The sequence below is a fragment of the Eubacterium sp. 1001713B170207_170306_E7 genome, from assembly GCF_015547515.1.
Taxonomy (GTDB): domain Bacteria; phylum Bacillota; class Clostridia; order Eubacteriales; family Eubacteriaceae; genus Eubacterium.
Genome location: NZ_JADMVE010000008.1, coordinates 98683 through 113685, shown reverse-complemented (window position 1 = coordinate 113685; position 15003 = coordinate 98683). Strand labels below are relative to the sequence as shown.

24 protein-coding genes and 1 tRNA gene are annotated in these 15003 nt (G+C 46.5%); 21 read left to right on the top strand and 4 right to left on the bottom strand.

The features are described 5' to 3' along the window. Nucleotides 1-6 precede the first annotated feature (6 nt). The 8 genes from I2B62_RS17730 (at nucleotide 7) to I2B62_RS17695 (ending at nucleotide 7510) form a co-directional block, all read left to right on the top strand. Nucleotides 7-711 (top strand): GntR family transcriptional regulator, encoded by a 705-nt coding sequence (locus I2B62_RS17730; RefSeq protein ID WP_195270368.1) that lies wholly within the window; start codon nucleotides 7-9, stop codon nucleotides 709-711. 17 nt (nucleotides 712-728) lie between these two features. Continuing rightward, on the top strand, nucleotides 729-2651 hold the full coding sequence (locus tag I2B62_RS17725; protein ID WP_195270367.1) for an EAL domain-containing protein: 1923 nt from the start codon (nucleotides 729-731) through the stop codon (nucleotides 2649-2651). 1 nt (nucleotide 2652) lies between these two features. Further along, a complete protein-coding gene (locus tag I2B62_RS17720; RefSeq protein WP_195270366.1) occupies nucleotides 2653-4152 on the top strand; it encodes a histidine kinase in 1500 nt (499 codons plus the stop codon). Between the two features lie 9 nt (nucleotides 4153-4161). Continuing rightward, the gene (locus I2B62_RS17715) at nucleotides 4162-4980 is read left to right on the top strand and encodes a response regulator (protein ID WP_195270365.1); all 819 of its coding nucleotides are present in this window, start codon (nucleotides 4162-4164) and stop codon (nucleotides 4978-4980) included. 448 nt (nucleotides 4981-5428) lie between these two features. Beyond that, the gene (locus tag I2B62_RS17710) at nucleotides 5429-6001 is read left to right on the top strand and encodes a hypothetical protein (protein WP_195270364.1); all 573 of its coding nucleotides are present in this window, start codon (nucleotides 5429-5431) and stop codon (nucleotides 5999-6001) included. A 195-nt stretch (nucleotides 6002-6196) separates the two neighbouring features. Continuing rightward, nucleotides 6197-6841 carry a hypothetical protein gene (locus tag I2B62_RS17705; RefSeq protein ID WP_195270363.1) on the top strand — a complete coding sequence of 215 codons (645 nt, stop codon included), beginning with the start codon at nucleotides 6197-6199 and terminating at the stop codon, nucleotides 6839-6841. A gap of 165 nt (nucleotides 6842-7006) precedes the next feature. After that, complete coding sequence (locus tag I2B62_RS17700; RefSeq protein ID WP_195270362.1) at nucleotides 7007-7378, top strand: hypothetical protein; 372 nt, start codon at nucleotides 7007-7009, stop codon at nucleotides 7376-7378. A gap of 56 nt (nucleotides 7379-7434) precedes the next feature. Next, a tRNA-Val gene (locus I2B62_RS17695) sits at nucleotides 7435-7510 on the top strand. A gap of 42 nt (nucleotides 7511-7552) precedes the next feature. Here I2B62_RS17695 and I2B62_RS17690 read toward each other — a convergent pair. The 4 genes from I2B62_RS17690 to I2B62_RS17675 form a co-directional block, all read right to left on the bottom strand. Further along, entirely contained in the window at nucleotides 7553-8815 is a 1263-nt protein-coding gene (locus tag I2B62_RS17690) for a site-specific integrase (RefSeq protein WP_195270361.1), read from the bottom strand. A gap of 185 nt (nucleotides 8816-9000) precedes the next feature. Continuing rightward, the gene (locus I2B62_RS17685; RefSeq protein WP_195270360.1) at nucleotides 9001-9543 is read right to left on the bottom strand and encodes a Uma2 family endonuclease; all 543 of its coding nucleotides are present in this window, start codon (nucleotides 9541-9543) and stop codon (nucleotides 9001-9003) included. A 61-nt stretch (nucleotides 9544-9604) separates the two neighbouring features. Beyond that, nucleotides 9605-10402, bottom strand: a complete 798-nt coding sequence (locus tag I2B62_RS17680; RefSeq protein WP_195270359.1) for a potassium channel family protein — start codon at nucleotides 10400-10402, stop codon at nucleotides 9605-9607. A gap of 73 nt (nucleotides 10403-10475) precedes the next feature. Then, complete coding sequence (locus I2B62_RS17675; protein ID WP_195270358.1) at nucleotides 10476-11204, bottom strand: XRE family transcriptional regulator; 729 nt, start codon at nucleotides 11202-11204, stop codon at nucleotides 10476-10478. 179 nt (nucleotides 11205-11383) lie between these two features. Here I2B62_RS17675 and I2B62_RS17670 point away from each other — a divergent pair, with 179 nt between their 5' ends. From I2B62_RS17670 to I2B62_RS17620, 13 genes are all read left to right on the top strand, one after another. Then, nucleotides 11384-11554, top strand: a complete 171-nt coding sequence (locus tag I2B62_RS17670; RefSeq protein WP_195270357.1) for a hypothetical protein — start codon at nucleotides 11384-11386, stop codon at nucleotides 11552-11554. A 10-nt stretch (nucleotides 11555-11564) separates the two neighbouring features. Beyond that, nucleotides 11565-11795 (top strand): helix-turn-helix domain-containing protein, encoded by a 231-nt coding sequence (locus tag I2B62_RS17665; protein WP_195270356.1) that lies wholly within the window; start codon nucleotides 11565-11567, stop codon nucleotides 11793-11795. A 16-nt stretch (nucleotides 11796-11811) separates the two neighbouring features. Beyond that, nucleotides 11812-12015 (top strand): hypothetical protein, encoded by a 204-nt coding sequence (locus I2B62_RS17660; protein WP_195270355.1) that lies wholly within the window; start codon nucleotides 11812-11814, stop codon nucleotides 12013-12015. Continuing rightward, nucleotides 12012-12239 carry a hypothetical protein gene (locus I2B62_RS17655; protein ID WP_195270354.1) on the top strand — a complete coding sequence of 76 codons (228 nt, stop codon included), beginning with the start codon at nucleotides 12012-12014 and terminating at the stop codon, nucleotides 12237-12239. The genes I2B62_RS17660 and I2B62_RS17655 overlap by 4 nt, the downstream gene beginning before the upstream one ends. Continuing rightward, nucleotides 12236-12358 (top strand): hypothetical protein, encoded by a 123-nt coding sequence (locus I2B62_RS20730; RefSeq protein ID WP_279354806.1) that lies wholly within the window; start codon nucleotides 12236-12238, stop codon nucleotides 12356-12358. Before I2B62_RS17655 ends, I2B62_RS20730 begins: the two co-directional genes overlap by 4 nt. Nucleotides 12359-12460: 102 nt before the next feature. Next, nucleotides 12461-12709: a hypothetical protein gene (locus I2B62_RS17650; RefSeq protein ID WP_195270353.1), complete on the top strand. Its 249-nt coding sequence runs from the start codon at nucleotides 12461-12463 to the stop codon at nucleotides 12707-12709. 3 nt (nucleotides 12710-12712) lie between these two features. Beyond that, nucleotides 12713-12844, top strand: coding sequence for a hypothetical protein (locus I2B62_RS20725; RefSeq protein WP_279354805.1), 132 nt, complete (start codon nucleotides 12713-12715; stop codon nucleotides 12842-12844). 4 nt (nucleotides 12845-12848) lie between these two features. Further along, complete coding sequence (locus I2B62_RS17645; protein ID WP_195270352.1) at nucleotides 12849-13007, top strand: hypothetical protein; 159 nt, start codon at nucleotides 12849-12851, stop codon at nucleotides 13005-13007. Continuing rightward, nucleotides 12997-13548 carry a hypothetical protein gene (locus I2B62_RS17640; RefSeq protein ID WP_195270351.1) on the top strand — a complete coding sequence of 184 codons (552 nt, stop codon included), beginning with the start codon at nucleotides 12997-12999 and terminating at the stop codon, nucleotides 13546-13548. The genes I2B62_RS17645 and I2B62_RS17640 overlap by 11 nt, the downstream gene beginning before the upstream one ends. Nucleotides 13549-13614: 66 nt before the next feature. Beyond that, nucleotides 13615-13920 carry a hypothetical protein gene (locus tag I2B62_RS17635; protein WP_195270350.1) on the top strand — a complete coding sequence of 102 codons (306 nt, stop codon included), beginning with the start codon at nucleotides 13615-13617 and terminating at the stop codon, nucleotides 13918-13920. Next, nucleotides 13920-14129: a hypothetical protein gene (locus I2B62_RS17630; protein WP_195270349.1), complete on the top strand. Its 210-nt coding sequence runs from the start codon at nucleotides 13920-13922 to the stop codon at nucleotides 14127-14129. Before I2B62_RS17635 ends, I2B62_RS17630 begins: the two co-directional genes overlap by 1 nt. Before the next feature lie 279 nt (nucleotides 14130-14408). After that, on the top strand, nucleotides 14409-14597 hold the full coding sequence (locus I2B62_RS17625) for a hypothetical protein (protein WP_195270348.1): 189 nt from the start codon (nucleotides 14409-14411) through the stop codon (nucleotides 14595-14597). Then, a complete protein-coding gene (locus tag I2B62_RS17620) occupies nucleotides 14594-14893 on the top strand; it encodes a hypothetical protein (RefSeq protein WP_195270347.1) in 300 nt (99 codons plus the stop codon). Before I2B62_RS17625 ends, I2B62_RS17620 begins: the two co-directional genes overlap by 4 nt. The last annotated feature ends 110 nt before the right edge of the window (nucleotides 14894-15003 follow it).

Sequence of the window (15003 nt, the reverse complement as noted above, 5' to 3'; positions counted from 1 at the left end):
GAAGCCATGCGTAAAATTTTATACCTCGATATCGTAAACGACATTAAAGGAAAAATTGAAAAAGGTGAGATGAAGCCCGGCGACATCCTGCCGTCCGAGCACGAGCTGTCGGAATTTTATGACGTCAGCCGTACCACCCTGCGCAAAAGCCTGGCATTGCTGGTCAACGAGAACTATATCTACACCATACCGGGCAAGGGCAATTTTGTCTGTGAGCCCACCTCCAACCATTACCAGTTCTACTTTGACGAGGTAGACAGCCTGAAGGGGCAGATCGACGAGGTCAAGCTCATCAAGGTGGGCGTGGTATCGCCCGGGCGCCGGCTCATGCGCGAGCTCAAGGTCGGGTCCTTCGACAAGGTTATCCGCGTCCAGAAAGCCTTTTACATGGGCAAGGACGTGGTGCAGTACAGCAACATCTACCTGCCCTACCAGAAGGGGAACCCCATCGTGGAGGACGTCATCAACTTCGCCAATTTCCACGGCATCATGGAAAAGGCAAAGCTGCAGTTCCAGCTCAAGAAAAAGCTGCACATCGAAATTGTAAAACCGGCCCACGAGGTGCGGGGTTATCTGAAAATCCCGCGGGAGGAGAGCGTTTTCCTCATCTCCCAATGTATTTTGTCAGTGGAGGACGGCATGCCTATCAGCTACAATGAGTTTTATATCCGCAAGGATTACTTTTCCATCGACGCTGAAACGGTAATTTAAAAATAGAGGTAAAAGAAATGACATGGCACTTGGAATTTGAAATCTATTCAGCTGTAATCATCGGTATCATCATGGTTTACTACTACAGAGGGCCGCGGGTTCCCACCTGGCAGAACCGTATCTATGGTGCGACCCTTGTCATTTCCTTTGCCTTTATCGCCACCAATATCGCCGCCACGCTGCTGCTGGAAAACCTGACGCCCGACAACTTCGGCCTGGCCGTTTTCTTCAACAACCTGTATCTGATTTTTCTGCCCAGCATGCCCATGATGGTGCTGCTGTACGTGATTTCCATCATTTATCAGGAATTCTGGCACAAAAGGGCCCTGGTCATTCTGGTTTTTTCAATGTATTTTGTTTACTTGCTGCTGGCCCTGTCCAACCCGCTGACGCATTTTTACTTTTCCCTGGACCTGGAACACGGCTATGCCCGCGGCATCGGCAATCCCTTCAGCCATGTCATTACCATCTCCTATATCCTGTGCGCCGCAGTCGTGGCCATCTACAACCGCAAAAAGATGTCCCACTCGGTTTTTGTGGCGCTCTGCGCCTTTCTGGCACTGTCTTTGGCGGCCATCCTGCTCCAGTTCGTCTTTACCGGCTATATCCTGACCGGTGTGGCCTGCACCTGCTGTATTCTGCTGGTGCACCTCTCCACCCAGAGCAACAGCCTGGTCAGCGACGAGCTCACCGGCACCTTTAAGCGGCAGGTCTTTCTGCAGATGATCGAAATGCATCTCAAGGAGGGGAAAAGGGGCGATGTCATCGCCCTTGCCCTGCGGGATTTCAAGTTTGCCAACGAGGTGTTCGGCGTCAAGACCTGTGACCGCCTGCTCAAGGAAGTCGCCGGGTTTTTAAAGGAGCTGGCCAGCACCGGGCGGGTCTACCGCTTCGACGGCGACGTGTTCTGCCTCGCGGCCTCCGGCGGCGCGGCGAGCGCCGACCAAACTGTGGACATCATCGTGGAGCGGTTCAAAAAGCCCTGGCATTACCAGGGCATTGACTACAGCCTGAGCTGCGGCCTGGGCGTGGTGCCCGTGGGCCAGAGCGGCACCGAGACCGCCGACGAGATCGTGTCCGCCATCGACTTTGCCATTCAGGAATCCAAGCACCGCGAAAACGGTGTGGTGCGGGGCGGTGAAATCTTCAACGAGAAATTTAAGCGCAAGAACCATATCCGCTCCATGCTCACCACCGCCCTCGAAAACGACGGCTTTGAGGTGCATTACCAGCCCATTTACTCCATTCCCAAGGGGCGCTTTGCCACCTGCGAGGCGCTGGTGCGCATGCGTGACCCCGAGTTTGGCCTGATCCCGCCCGACGAGTTTATCCCCATGACCGAGGAAAACGGTATGATCGTGTCCATTGGCCTCATCGTGTTCGAGAAGGTGTGTCAGTTTGTCTCTGCCCATCCCTATACCGAAGCGGGATTTGAAACCATCGGCGTGAACCTTTCCGTGGTACAGTGTATGCAGGAGAGCCTGGCCGATGACCTCATCGCCATCATGGAGCGCTACCGGCTGCCGCCTCAACGCTTCAAGTTTGAGATCACCGAGACCGTAGCCGCCGCCTCCATGGCCACCCTTAAAAACACCATGGACCGCCTCATCCGCTATGGCTGCGCCTTTGCCCTGGACGATTTCGGCATTGGCTATTCCGGCGTCACCAACATGCTTCACCTGCCCTTCAAGATTATCAAGCTGGACAAGAGCCTGACCAGCCGCCTGGCCGGCGAGTCCCGAACCAAAATGGCCGTGGAAGCTATTATCAACCTGATCCACCGCATGAAGATGCGCGTCATCGCCGAGGGCGTCGAGGTGGCCGAGGAGGTCGAGATCCTGCGGGAGATGGACTGCGATTTTATCCAGGGCTATTATTTTTCAAGACCACTGCCCGAAGCAGCATTCACAGCCCTTGTCAAAGAAGCGGCGGAGAAATGATATGTCATCAAAACCCATCCGAAAACCAAGCGAAAAGACCGTTTATTTTGCCTGCCTGGCCGTCGTGCTCATCCTGATCGCCGGCATGGGCCTGCATGGCCTGGTCAGCGGTCAGGTACAGAACGCCCGGATCCATACCGAGCTCTCCATGAGTCTCGGGGACCAGAGCGTGGACGCTCTGCCCTCCGGCGTTTACATTACCTCTGTTTTTACCAATCTCAAGAACAATGTCAGCTATTCACCGCTGCAGATTTTTTCCATCTCCGTTCTCAGCACAGGCGTGCTGGTATTCAGCCTGGTTTATCTGCTGGTGATTTTGATCAGCCGGGTCAAAAATTATTCAAACCTGATACTGGGGGCCGTGGTGTTCCTGATCGTGCGCATGTTCAGCGTGGATATCGCTGTCACCGTCGAGGCCCTGTTCGGCGGCCCTTTTAACACCACCCTGGCCATCATCTTTTACGGCGCGACCCTGGACGCCTGTTTTCTGCTGTGCCTGACCGTCGAGGAACAGACCGCTGGCCGGATCCGGCCAGCGCGCGTGGCCATTCTGGCCGCCTATTACGCCGCTGTGCTGGCCGCCATTGCCATCGTGTCCAAAAACAGCCAGACCCTGTACCTGGAGCAGCACATCCGCCTGGGGCTTTATTATCCTCTGGCCTACATGTACTACCGGCTGTACCGTCTGGTCAAGGCGAAAACCCCGCATATCCGGCCTGCCCTCGTGGGCTACGCGGCCATCTTCACCGGCCTGTTTGCCGACACCATGTACCTGTCCGGCTGGGCCACGGCTGACATGTACATGCTGTACCCGGCCACCCTGTGCCTGTTACTCATGTGTATGATTTATATCTACTATCAGCGGGTTATCGAGGTCCGCCAGCAGGAGGCCACCCGTCTGGCCAACCTGTACAAGGAGATGGAGCAGAAAAGCGCCGACATGATGGTGAGCCAGCTCCAGCCCCATTTTATGTTCAACACCCTCCAGGCCATCCAGGTGCTGGCCCGGCGGGATACCCGGCTGGCCGACAAAGTGATCTTTACCTTTTCCAACTATCTGCGCTCAAACCTCGACTTTGTCAAGATCAACCAGCCCGTCCCCTTCGACAAAGCCCTGGTGCCGGTCCAGTGCTATGTGGACATTGAAAAAATCCGGTTTAAAAACCGTTTTGACGCCGTATACGACATCGAGGCCTCGGATTTCACGGTGCCGCCCTTATGCATCCAGCCCCTGGTGGAGAATGCGGTCAAGCACGGTGTATGCCGGAAGCCCGAGGGCGGCACAGTCACCCTGTCCACCCGGGAGCTGCCAGATTGCTATGAGGTCACCATCACCGACGACGGCGTGGGCTTTGATCCTGAAAGCCTGCGGGATAAAAAGGACGGCGGCATTTACAACGCCCGTTTCCAGCTGACGCATATGCTGGGCGCGGAGCTGATGATTGAAAGCGTGCCCGGCCAGGGCACTGTACAGCGTGTGAGGATTCCCAGGAAAGAATAGGAGACAGACATGAAAGTGATCATCGTAGACGACGAGAGCTTTGCCATCGAGGCGCTGGAATATGTATTGGAGGACATGGCGGGGGTGGAGGTTGTGGGCACCTTTGAGAACACGGCCGACGCCCTGAATTTTGTCAGATGCAATCAGGTGGACCTGGCGTTTCTGGACATTGAGATGCCCGGCTTCACAGGCATCGAGCTGGCCGGTTACCTGAAAGACGCCGCGCCCGACATCCGCACGGTTTTTGTGACGGGCTACAACAATTACGCCCAGCAGGCCTTTGACGTGGAGGCGTCGGGCTACATCCTCAAGCCCTTTACGGCTGAGCGGGTGCAGGCGGTCATCGACAAGGTCAGCCGGACCAAGTCTCAAAAGCCCCAGAATGATGTGGTTTTCCGCACCTTTGGCCGGTTCGACGTCTTTGTCAAGGGGGAGCTGCTCATCTTTAAGAGCCAGAAGGCCAAGGAGCTGGTGGCTCTGTGCGTGGATCACCGGGGCGGTGTGGTCACCATGGAGGAGGCCATCGACAAGCTGTGGGAGGACCGGCTCTATGACGAAAAGACCAAAAAGCTTTACCGCAAGGCGGTCATGATTGCCACCCACACCTTTGAGGAGGCGGGCGCGCCGGGTATTTTCCAGACGCGGCGCGGCTTGTGCTATATCGAGCGGGATAAGGTTTACTGCGACTACTACAAGCTGCTTGAGGGCGAAATCCTGCCGAAATCCCCTTTTACCGGCGAGTACCTGTTTGAGTATTCCTGGGCCGAGGAGCGCGTGCCCGAGATCTGGGAGATCCAGGAGATGGTGGAAAAGCAGGGGAAAGAGTAGAGGGACGAGGGGGAGAGGTAGAGGAGAATTGGCGCTGTCCGCGGATTAAAAACGCCTTCTCTCATGCAAAATGCGACACCTGCGGTGTGCATTTTGAAATCGACCCAGGCGTTCTTTAATCCGCGGACAGCTCAGGTTGTTGTTTGATCCGACGTCGAAACAGAGCCGGTGTGACGGAACATCGCTGCGCTCGTTCCTTAATTTTATTTTTTAAGCGATTGTCGTTCGTATTGCGGCCAATGGCTGCAATCTTCAATCAAGTTTTTCAAAGAAAAATTTGCACCAAAACTATCCACTATCAACTATCCACTGTCAACTAACTTAAGGAGTAGCGGAAGTGTAGCGTTTCCAATTGTATAATTAATCCATCGTTAAGAACAGGTCATTGTTAAGAGGCAGCAATGATTAAAAAATTTAGATGTATGGATAATACAGGAGGATTTACAAGATGAAAAAGAAAGCTTCGTTATGGATTAGTGGAATTACGACAGTGGCAATGTTGGCTGTGGCTGTTGGATCGTTTGCGGCATGGGATACGTTAAAGGGAGATGTTGGAAATGGATTAACTGTGGAAGCAGGTAAAGCAGTTACATTAACTGTGAATGATGCAACGAAGGCTACAAATCCGTTAAAGTTAGTTCCTAAAAATGCATTAAAAGATACTGGAACAGAAACAGATAGTTTAGAAGTTGGCACTTTTACGGCGAGTTTGGCTGGAGCAACTGATAAACCAAATTTAACATTAAAAACGAAAGTAAATACAGCTGGTGTGTATAATGAAGATACATTTTCTACTGCAAATAATGTGTATAAAGTATATTTAAAGGCTGATAGCAGTGGAAGTGCTACTGGAGATCCTATCGTTGTTAATGGTGAACTGACATTAAGTGATACGCCAGCTACTTACCATGTGTTTGTTGAATTTCTAGATAACAATGATGGTATTGCGAATGCTGATGAAGAAGGCTTAACAAGAAATGTAAAAGTTGAATTAGAAACTGTAAATGACACTGTTTCGTGATTCTTGAATAATAAAAACAAGTGATTGTTTGGATTATGTGTTTAGTTAGCGGTGGATATTTGTAGTTCACCGCTATTTTTGTCTTTCAAGAACATTAACATAAAAAAGAAAATCATGAGAAGAAATCTAAATTGTAAAAAAAAGACATATATTTTTATAAAGAGCGTAAGAATTTTATGGAGTATTATTTTGTGTTTGTTTTTCATTTTCGCCTTATTCTATGTTGTGTTTACGAAAATAAATCCTCATGACGCCCCTAAATTCTTCGGCTACAAACCCTACGTTATCCTAACCAACAGCATGGTCCCCACCTTGCCGGTCGGCTCGCTGGTCATCGACCATGCCATCGATGAGGATGACCCGATCCCGGAAAACACGCCCATCACCTTTAAGGCGGAGCTTCAGGGTCAGCAGGTCTTTGTCACTCACTATTTCCGTTACATTGATACCAGCGACGGTTATGACCGTTATATGACCCAAGGGGAGGGCTATCAGGAAGGCCAGTACGATGAATTTGAAATCCATCGGGAGGACATTGTTGGCACTTATGCTTTTCATATCCCGTATCTTGGCCGTATCGCCCTGTTTCTCCAAAGCCCGGCTGCGGTCACCATGTTTCTGCTCTGGGGCTTTATCCTTATGCTGGAGCACATGGTCAAAAAATGGCTGTCGGGTAAGTATCCCGAGGATGAGCAGGATCTCATGAAGCCCAGGCACCGGGTTAAAACCAGGGATGTCAAACCGCCGAAAGGCCGCTATCTGCGGGGGGAAACCCCAAGACATAGATCTGCGTCGGCCCCGCCCCTTAAACGGCCGTCTATGGACGAAATAAAGGGCTAAGATACTATTTTAAATTAAGAAATTAAAGCGGGAAAAAGGAAAAAGTGTTATAATAAAAATCGAAGATTGAACAGGAGGTGCCCTGACCGGGCAAACCAGCAAAGCGCCGTTTGCATCGTCACCTTCCACCTTCAACCTTCCACTTGAAAAAGGGTGGTGCTTCACATGACCAGAAAATGGAAAATCATAAACAGCTTGATCGCATGGCTGATTTTCTTCAGCCTGATTCAGCCTGCCTACGGCGCCTGGGATACCCTCACTGCCGAGGTCACCTTCACCGCCCAGACAGGCGTCTGGAATCCAACACCAACACCAGCAGCCAACGAGGCCCAGCCCGCCGCCGCTTCTGCCGAGGCCCAGCCGTCCGATACCCCGGCCGCCACGCCTGCCGCCGAAGCGACCCCAGACCCGGAACCTGAGCCCACTCCGGAATCCACCGGGTCAGAGGACCAGACCGTCACCCCGACACCTACCCCCGATCCCACCCCGGAATCACCCGAAACCCCAGCTCCGCCGGAAAATTCAGCCGCAGAGTAAAAAAAGACTTTACAAATCCTCGGGAATTCGTTATAATAGACAAGCATTCAAAAAGTGATCCCGTAGCTCAGCTGGAAGAGCGCTACCTTGACATGGTAGAGGTCGTTGGTTCAAGCCCAATCGGGATCACCATTAATTGACATCGAACGGCTTAATCAGCCGTTTTTTTATTGTTTAGAAATGGGATGCTTTTGGGAATATTACAAGATTGTCCGAAAGTTGTCCGATAGAGTTTAAATCAGGAATTTCAGAAGTATTTTCTTCAGGCATTTTTTTATAAAGATCATCAATCTTTGAAGCTGTTTTTTTCTTTATAACTTCCAGAACATGGGTATAAGTTCCAAGAGTAACATTGACATCAGAGTGACCTAAAAGCACTTGCACCGTCTTTGGGGCTTCACCTAATTCAAATAAGCGTGTGGCGTAAGTATGACGCAGATCATGGAATACTTTATCCTTAATGCCGGCTTTTTCATAGACAACTTTCAGCCGCTTAAGCACATTGGAACTGTCCAGATGTGTGCCGACTGGTGTGCAAAAAACAAGAGTTTCATTATCTTGGATAAGGCCCGTCGGAAGGAGCGCTTTCTTTTGAGCAGTTTTGTGTTTGAGAAGAATTTCACGTGTGCGCATTGGGATGGGAATGGTTCTTGCGGAGGTTTCTGTTTTGGGATCGGTCGTCTGACCTTCAAAAATACCCGTTTGCGGATTTTGAACATAGCTGTATGTTTTGTTGATGTCAATAAAATTTTGTTCAAAGTTGATATCCCCCCAAGTTAGTGCAAAAAGCTCACCTTGACGGGCGCCAGTATCTAAAGCAGTATTAAAAAGCGCTTCATAATAATTACCTGCACAAGCAGCAATAAAGCTTTTTTGTTCATCAAAGGTGAGAGGGTGAACTTTGCTGTGCTTTGGGGTATTATCGGCTTTTTTTCGGCTTTTAGGGATAATGACAAGTTCCGCAATATTTCGCACGATACAGCCGCTTTTAAAGGCATATCGGATGCATGGGGAAACAACCTTATGTAGATTGTGAACGATGTTGAAAGCCTTGTTTGGATCTTTTTCAATAGACTTTTCTTCATAAAGTATGTTGTACCATTTTTGCAGGTCAGCAGGTTTCAGATCCTTTAATTTGATTTTTCCAACGCGTGCCGGTTTAATATAATTTTTGTGGATGGATACATACCGGCTTGCAGTGGTGGGCTTTTTATCCACAAGGTGCACATTCATCAGCCAATCATAGCAAAAATCAGAAAATAGAGTATTGTTATCAGCGACACCTAAAGATATTTGATTTTCGTATGCTTCAACCTTTTCTTTTAGATCCTTATACTTCAAAGCGTAGATTGTTTTATCATATTTTCGCATAACACCATCCCAATGGCGATACCTAAAATACTCCCGTCCGTTTCTTTTTACTTTATCATATTTCATTCATATCATTCCTTTCGTTGTGTAGGACAATTTTGGACACAAAAGAGCCCTGATTTATTGTAAAATCAGGGCAGGTCTGATATAATGATCTTGCTTAGGGATAGTTATATCAGGCCATACCCGGTTTGCTAACTATCATGCGTCCTGCCGTCACAAACGGTGGGGCGCTTTTTTATTTCAGTAAGTTATTCAAAAATTTTAGTAAGTGGAATTTTTAAACCTTCAAAGGTTTCAGAGTTTAAAATATCTTCCAGCGTATATTCTGTAACCGTTTCTTTTTCAAAATTATGGACCGTGACCAGTTTCCCTTTAAGGCTGATGATCCAGTATTCCTTGACACCGGACATCTGATATTTATTCAGCTTCGTAAAAAGATCAATGCGTGCTGTACCAGGGCTGAGAATTTCAACTACAATTGCCGGGGCACCATCATAGCGATTTTTTTTATATTGACTCGGATCACAGACAACGCTGATATCTGGAATAAAAATATCATCGCGCATTTTAACTTCAATTTCACCGTATGCCTGGCATTTGTGGCCAGATAAAAAGGTGTCTAACATGGCCAGTAGTTTAAATTGAGCGCGTTGATGAGGCAGCGATGGCCTTGGCGACATCAAGACCATATGATCAACCAGCTCATAGGTGGTGCGTTCATCGGCTGGCAACGCGTCGAACTCTTCCAATGTCATTTTTTTAAACGTTTCTTTTTCTTTGAGTAAAGGCATAGTTCTTACTCCTTTCCACCAATAGAATCCTGTATAATATTGTCTCTAAAGATACAGGCTTTTATAGCTTTTCCTTTGACTTTTCAATGAGGAAATCTGCATAGCTTTTGACTTTCTCAAAATCTTGGTAATCTAAAGTGCTAAGATCAAGAATTTGTTCGACAATTACTTTGCTTTCTTTCTGATTATGTTTGGATTGTCGTTCAACAATGAACTGAGTAACTGTACTAGTAACAAAACCAATTAATCCTATTCCAAAAATCATGAGTAATGAAGCAACAACCCGACCGGTATTTGTTATTGGTGAGATGTCACCATAACCTACAGTAGTCATTGTTACAAGTGAAAACCAAAGTGCATCACCAAAGTTATTTATACTGTTGCCATGCTCGAAAATATAAATGGTGCATGAAGAAAAGATGAGCAAAAACAAAGTAACAAGCATCATGTATCCAAAAGCATTCGTCTTAAAAAATTGGTTAAAAGTTCTTTCTATTCGTTTAAAAAAAAGAGAGAACTTCAGCAATCGCGTTGCCTTTAAAGCTTTTGAAAGCTTCATGATGCGAAATAATCTTGCAAATCTAAAAGCCCTCAATAAAGAAGAAAAAGGCAAAATAGCGATTAAATCAAAAATATTTTCTTTGAAGAATTGTTTTTTGCTATCTGAAGTGATGAGGCGAACAATGTAATCAATCCAAAAAATGATTAAAATAATAAAATCTGTAATAGCTAAATATAGATGTTCAGACAGAGTCATTACCTCAGTAATGTCTAAAACTGCTAAGATGACAGCAATAATTGCAAGTATTGACATAAACAATTCATAAACAAATAATCTATTGATTTTTTTGGGTTTCATAATGCACCTTCTTTTAGGTTGTTATAAATAATTATACAACAATGGAGATGCATTATAAACACTTCAAATAGTATTAAGAAAAAGAATATTTTCCTAGTACTTTTCCAACAATCCGGAAGTCGCAACCTTCTGTAATCCGCATATCGGGATAGCTATCGTTCAAAGAGACTAAACAATAGCCATTATCCGTTACTTCAAATTTCTTTAAAAAGCCTTCACCATTCAGCACGAAAATTCCAATATCACCGTCTACAAGCGTGGGTTGCTGCCTTACAAAGACGATATCCTGATCAAAGTATTCTGGCTCCATGGAATCGCCGGCAATGCGAACACCAAAGGTAGAGCTTAGAGGAACAGCGATTTCTGGAAATTCTATATTTGTATAACTGTAACCATCCAAAAATTGACCGGTACCGGCGGAAGCCGGAAGATCATAGACTGGACGAGTAACTGTTCGCTGAAAATTAAGGATACTACCCTTGTCTGATTCTTTTTCTTTGATAATCATATCTAGGCATTCTTTCATGAGTTCAAGTTGCTCGATATCAAAAGAGCGGATGAGTTCATGCAAGGTATCAACAGAATCAGAAGATTCTTTAAACATTGGTCCTTCGCCAGTACGAAACCAATGTTCATTAACATTATATTCTCTACATATATCTCGAATAGTTCTGTCAATAATATCTCTACGTCCTTTTTCCATGGAGGAAATATGAGCGCGGGATTTTATTCCAACTCTGTTACCAAATTCTTCTTGTGAAAGATTGAGTGTTTCACGCAAAATTTTAAGTCTTTCGTTCATTTTATTACCTCCTGTACATATAGTAGCACAAATATGTTTTCAATGCAAACAAAAAATAACAAAAAAGCCTTGACGTTGTTATCTATGACGACTATAATGTAATCATAGACGACAAAAAGAAAACAAATCAGTCTTCAGCCTATAGAGAAATGAGACTTTTTCAAAGGAGGTGAGAAACTATGAGGGTTGAAAACCAGAATAAAAAAGAAAAACTCCTGAATGAAGTGGACAATCAGATCGATTATGTCAAGAAGGATCCGGTCGCCATCGCGTTTGTGCAAGCATACGCCAATGTACTTCAGGAGCAAAAGAAACTGAAGGATCAGCTTAAACAGAAAAATTTGAATTAGGAGGAAGCAGATGAGAAGAGAAATTCTAACACTAAAAGAAGCTTGTGAATATATGAACTGCTCCAGATCCACGATCTACAAGTATATGGAAAATGAGCCTGATTTCCCGGCGTTTCAGGAGGCGCCAGGATGTAAGCTTTATTTTGTGGATGCCGCGCTGAAAGCCTGGGTTATGAGGCATCATAGAAGCGGGAAAAGTGAACGGCAGGAAAACGGCAATTTGCTACAAATGCCTGGATAAGTATGAGGTGAACCATATGCTAACAGAAATCGAACAAAAAGTACTGTATAAGGTATTAAAAGAAGAGCCTTTTTCTGAACTAGAAACCGAACTCATGAACCGAATGCTATATCTGGATGAGGAAATAAGGCGAGAAGTTGACAAAAGAAATGAAGTAGAAGACCAGCTGGCCGACTTGTTTAAAGAGACCAGAAAAAATATGAAAGAGGCTAAAAAATGAACGGACTAACAAAACAGATCGTCATCAACATGATTATTGAGAAGGTTGATGAAGCCCGAGGGAATGCCGAACGTGGACAATTGCTCAATGAGATTGACTACGGCACCTTGTTTGGCGAAGTCGCAACACTGAAACGCCTGGAACTGATTACGGAGGCAGAAGGCATCAAGCTGCTGAACGACGTCAACTTTGCCTATATTGGCAGCCGGGAGGGAGAAAGATGAACGAAGAAAAAAAGCAAAAAGTAATCAGCGATTTGCGGGAAGAAATCAGGCAGTCTAAAAGACAAAGGAACCAGAGGCAAATTGATCTGCGGTGCATACCACGATTTTTTAAGGGGTGAAGTGATGATCTTATTCGAGCTGGAGCTAATCACGAAGGCAGAGGCAACTCAAATGTTTGGGGATATTGAAATTGCCTGTTCAGGGGCATGGGAGGAAGCGTTATGACACCACGAACCAAACGCGCCATCGTCAACGACGCTGTGAAATGCTTCTTTGAATTTTGTATCCTATGCGGGCTTTTTGGCCTGTATGGCTGGGCTGAAAAAGGCATATTTACCTGCGGTGCGGGGTGGTTGGCAGCCCTATTCGTTGCCGGCGGCAGTTTCATTCTGCTGGTGCGCTTCCGGATCCAGGAGGACAGGCAACTGCAAAAGCGGGCTCTGAGGATGCAGCGTTATAAGGAAGAGTGAGACATGGCCGAATTTGTACTATTTATTTTTACGTTTTATATCTGCATGATCGGCGTGATGTGTAACACGGTTGCCGCGACAATCACCCTTTTGTTTATCGTACTGGTATCCACCGGATGCTGGCCGAGGAGGTGACTTTATGAACGCTATCGCTTATTCCATCAACTCACCCAGGGTGCGGAAATATGCCGCCTATAAACGAAAAGAGCACAATAAAGCAGTGAGAAATTTTAAAAAGAACTGTGATTACCGCCGGTGGATGGTCGGCTTAAAGGAGTGTAATAAAAATGAGCAATAAAGAAGAAAATCGAGCACGGCGAGAATTCTTGAAAGAACACCATATCTGCGTCCGGTGCGGAAAAAGAGACGCCTTTTATAACAAAACAAAGTGCCCGGAATGTATTGAAAAAGAGCAAAAAGAGAACCGGGAATATTATATCAGGAATAAAGCGAATATCCTGAAAAAGGATAAAAAAAGAAAAAATGAAACTTATGCAAAGCGGAAGGCAGCAGGGCTTTGCGTCCGATGCGGGAAGAAAGCGGCCATTAAAGGAGTCTTTTGCTTAGAATGCTATGTCAAAGAACGGAAACGGGGGATTGAAAAAGTAGAAAAAAGAAGGCGTGAAAATGGCGGTTCTATCCCGGAAATCCGAAGGAAAAAGGGCCTTTGTTATCGTTGTGAAACGCCAGCCCTTCCGGGAAAAAAGCTTTGTCAAAAGCACTATGAGATTGCTGTTAAAAACGCAGAGCATGCCCGAAAGTATTCAAAGTGGTGGCGCCAAGACAATCAGCTTCTGTTTATGAAAAAAGAAAAAGCCCCCATAGCGTTGCACCGCTAAAAGGGACCATGTACGTTAACAACCATAGTTTACCATAAATTCAAAAAAGAGACAAGGAGGCCGAACATGAACCTGACCGAAGCCATGGTCCGAATCGCGGATCTGGAAGCCGAAAAGGAAGAACTCACGAATCAGGTAGGCGATCTGACCGTTGAAAAAGACGGGTATCTGGAAGAACTCAACCAGATCAAGGAAAAGGCCAAGATACACATGAAGGAGATCCAGGATACCATTGACGGCAAACGAAAAGTAACAACCTATATACGCGATGCCTATATGTCCAGTCTTGGAGAACTATTTTTACTAAACCTGATAACATTTGAGCAATTTTCTACTTTCAACGAGGTATTATCCGCACTGGAGTGTGAATAATGGAAGAAATAAGAAAACAGATCGAAGCAGCGTGTGAACAACTTGCGGCACTTTTATTTGAACAACTTGAAGCTTTTGAAGCGCTTTTTGAAAAGGCAGCAGATTTGCCACCCGGCCCACCCGCACCGCCGTGGATCGCCAAAACAAAAGCCGCTCCAATGCCCTTAGTAACAAAGTGGGTAAAAGCCAGCGCGGAGCGCCCGCCTTAAGCATTAGAGCTCTGACCCCTTCATAAAACAAAATTAAAAAGAAAGGCTGTGGGTTTGGCGCAGAAAAGCGCAAGGGTACAAACAGACCCACGAAAAAAGCCCTAGACAGCGTGGAGGCTGAAAAGGGCAAAGATTAGTTTACACATTTATTATAGCACAACAATCGAAAAAAGGAAGAAATATCCAGCGGCGGGGATCGTACCGCCGCCATTTTAAAAGGTTACACAGAGAAGCTGTGTCCTAATTTTTTTTACCCTTTTTAGAAGCAGGAGGCAGAAAATGGGAGATTTAGAACGCACCATCGACATGCAGTGCAACCAGTGTGGCTTCATCGCCACCATACCAGCTTACCAGTGGGAGGATCCCCGGTACTTTGTCTGCCGGCACTGCGATCCGCTCCATAACCTTACCAAGGCGCAGCGGGTTTTGAAGCGTGCGCGTCACAAAATGTTGGGAGACGAAGCATGAAAAAGCCATGGATGGACCCCGGAAGATGCCGGGAGGCTCGGAACACCCTTCGCGGAAAACGCCGGGCCCTCAGAAACGCTGTTGACTTCGGATTAAACGATCTGGATTTATCCATCCAGGTCTTAGAGCTTCAGCAGCCCAAACAGGTCAGGGCGAAGGTAAAAGATCAAGACGTCGCCTGGGCGTGTCCGACCTGTGAAAAGATCATCGCCATTGAGTATAAGGATGCGCCTTTATCCCAGATCGGCTATATTGGCAATTACTGCCCATGGTGCGGGCAGCGGTTAAAAAAATAAATAAAAAACAACCGGTTTTGTAGCCTGGAAGCCGCCGGTTGTTTTAAGAAGTTGTCTTACTGTTATTATACCATTTTTCATACAGTAAAGGCAATGGAAAAAATTCAAAA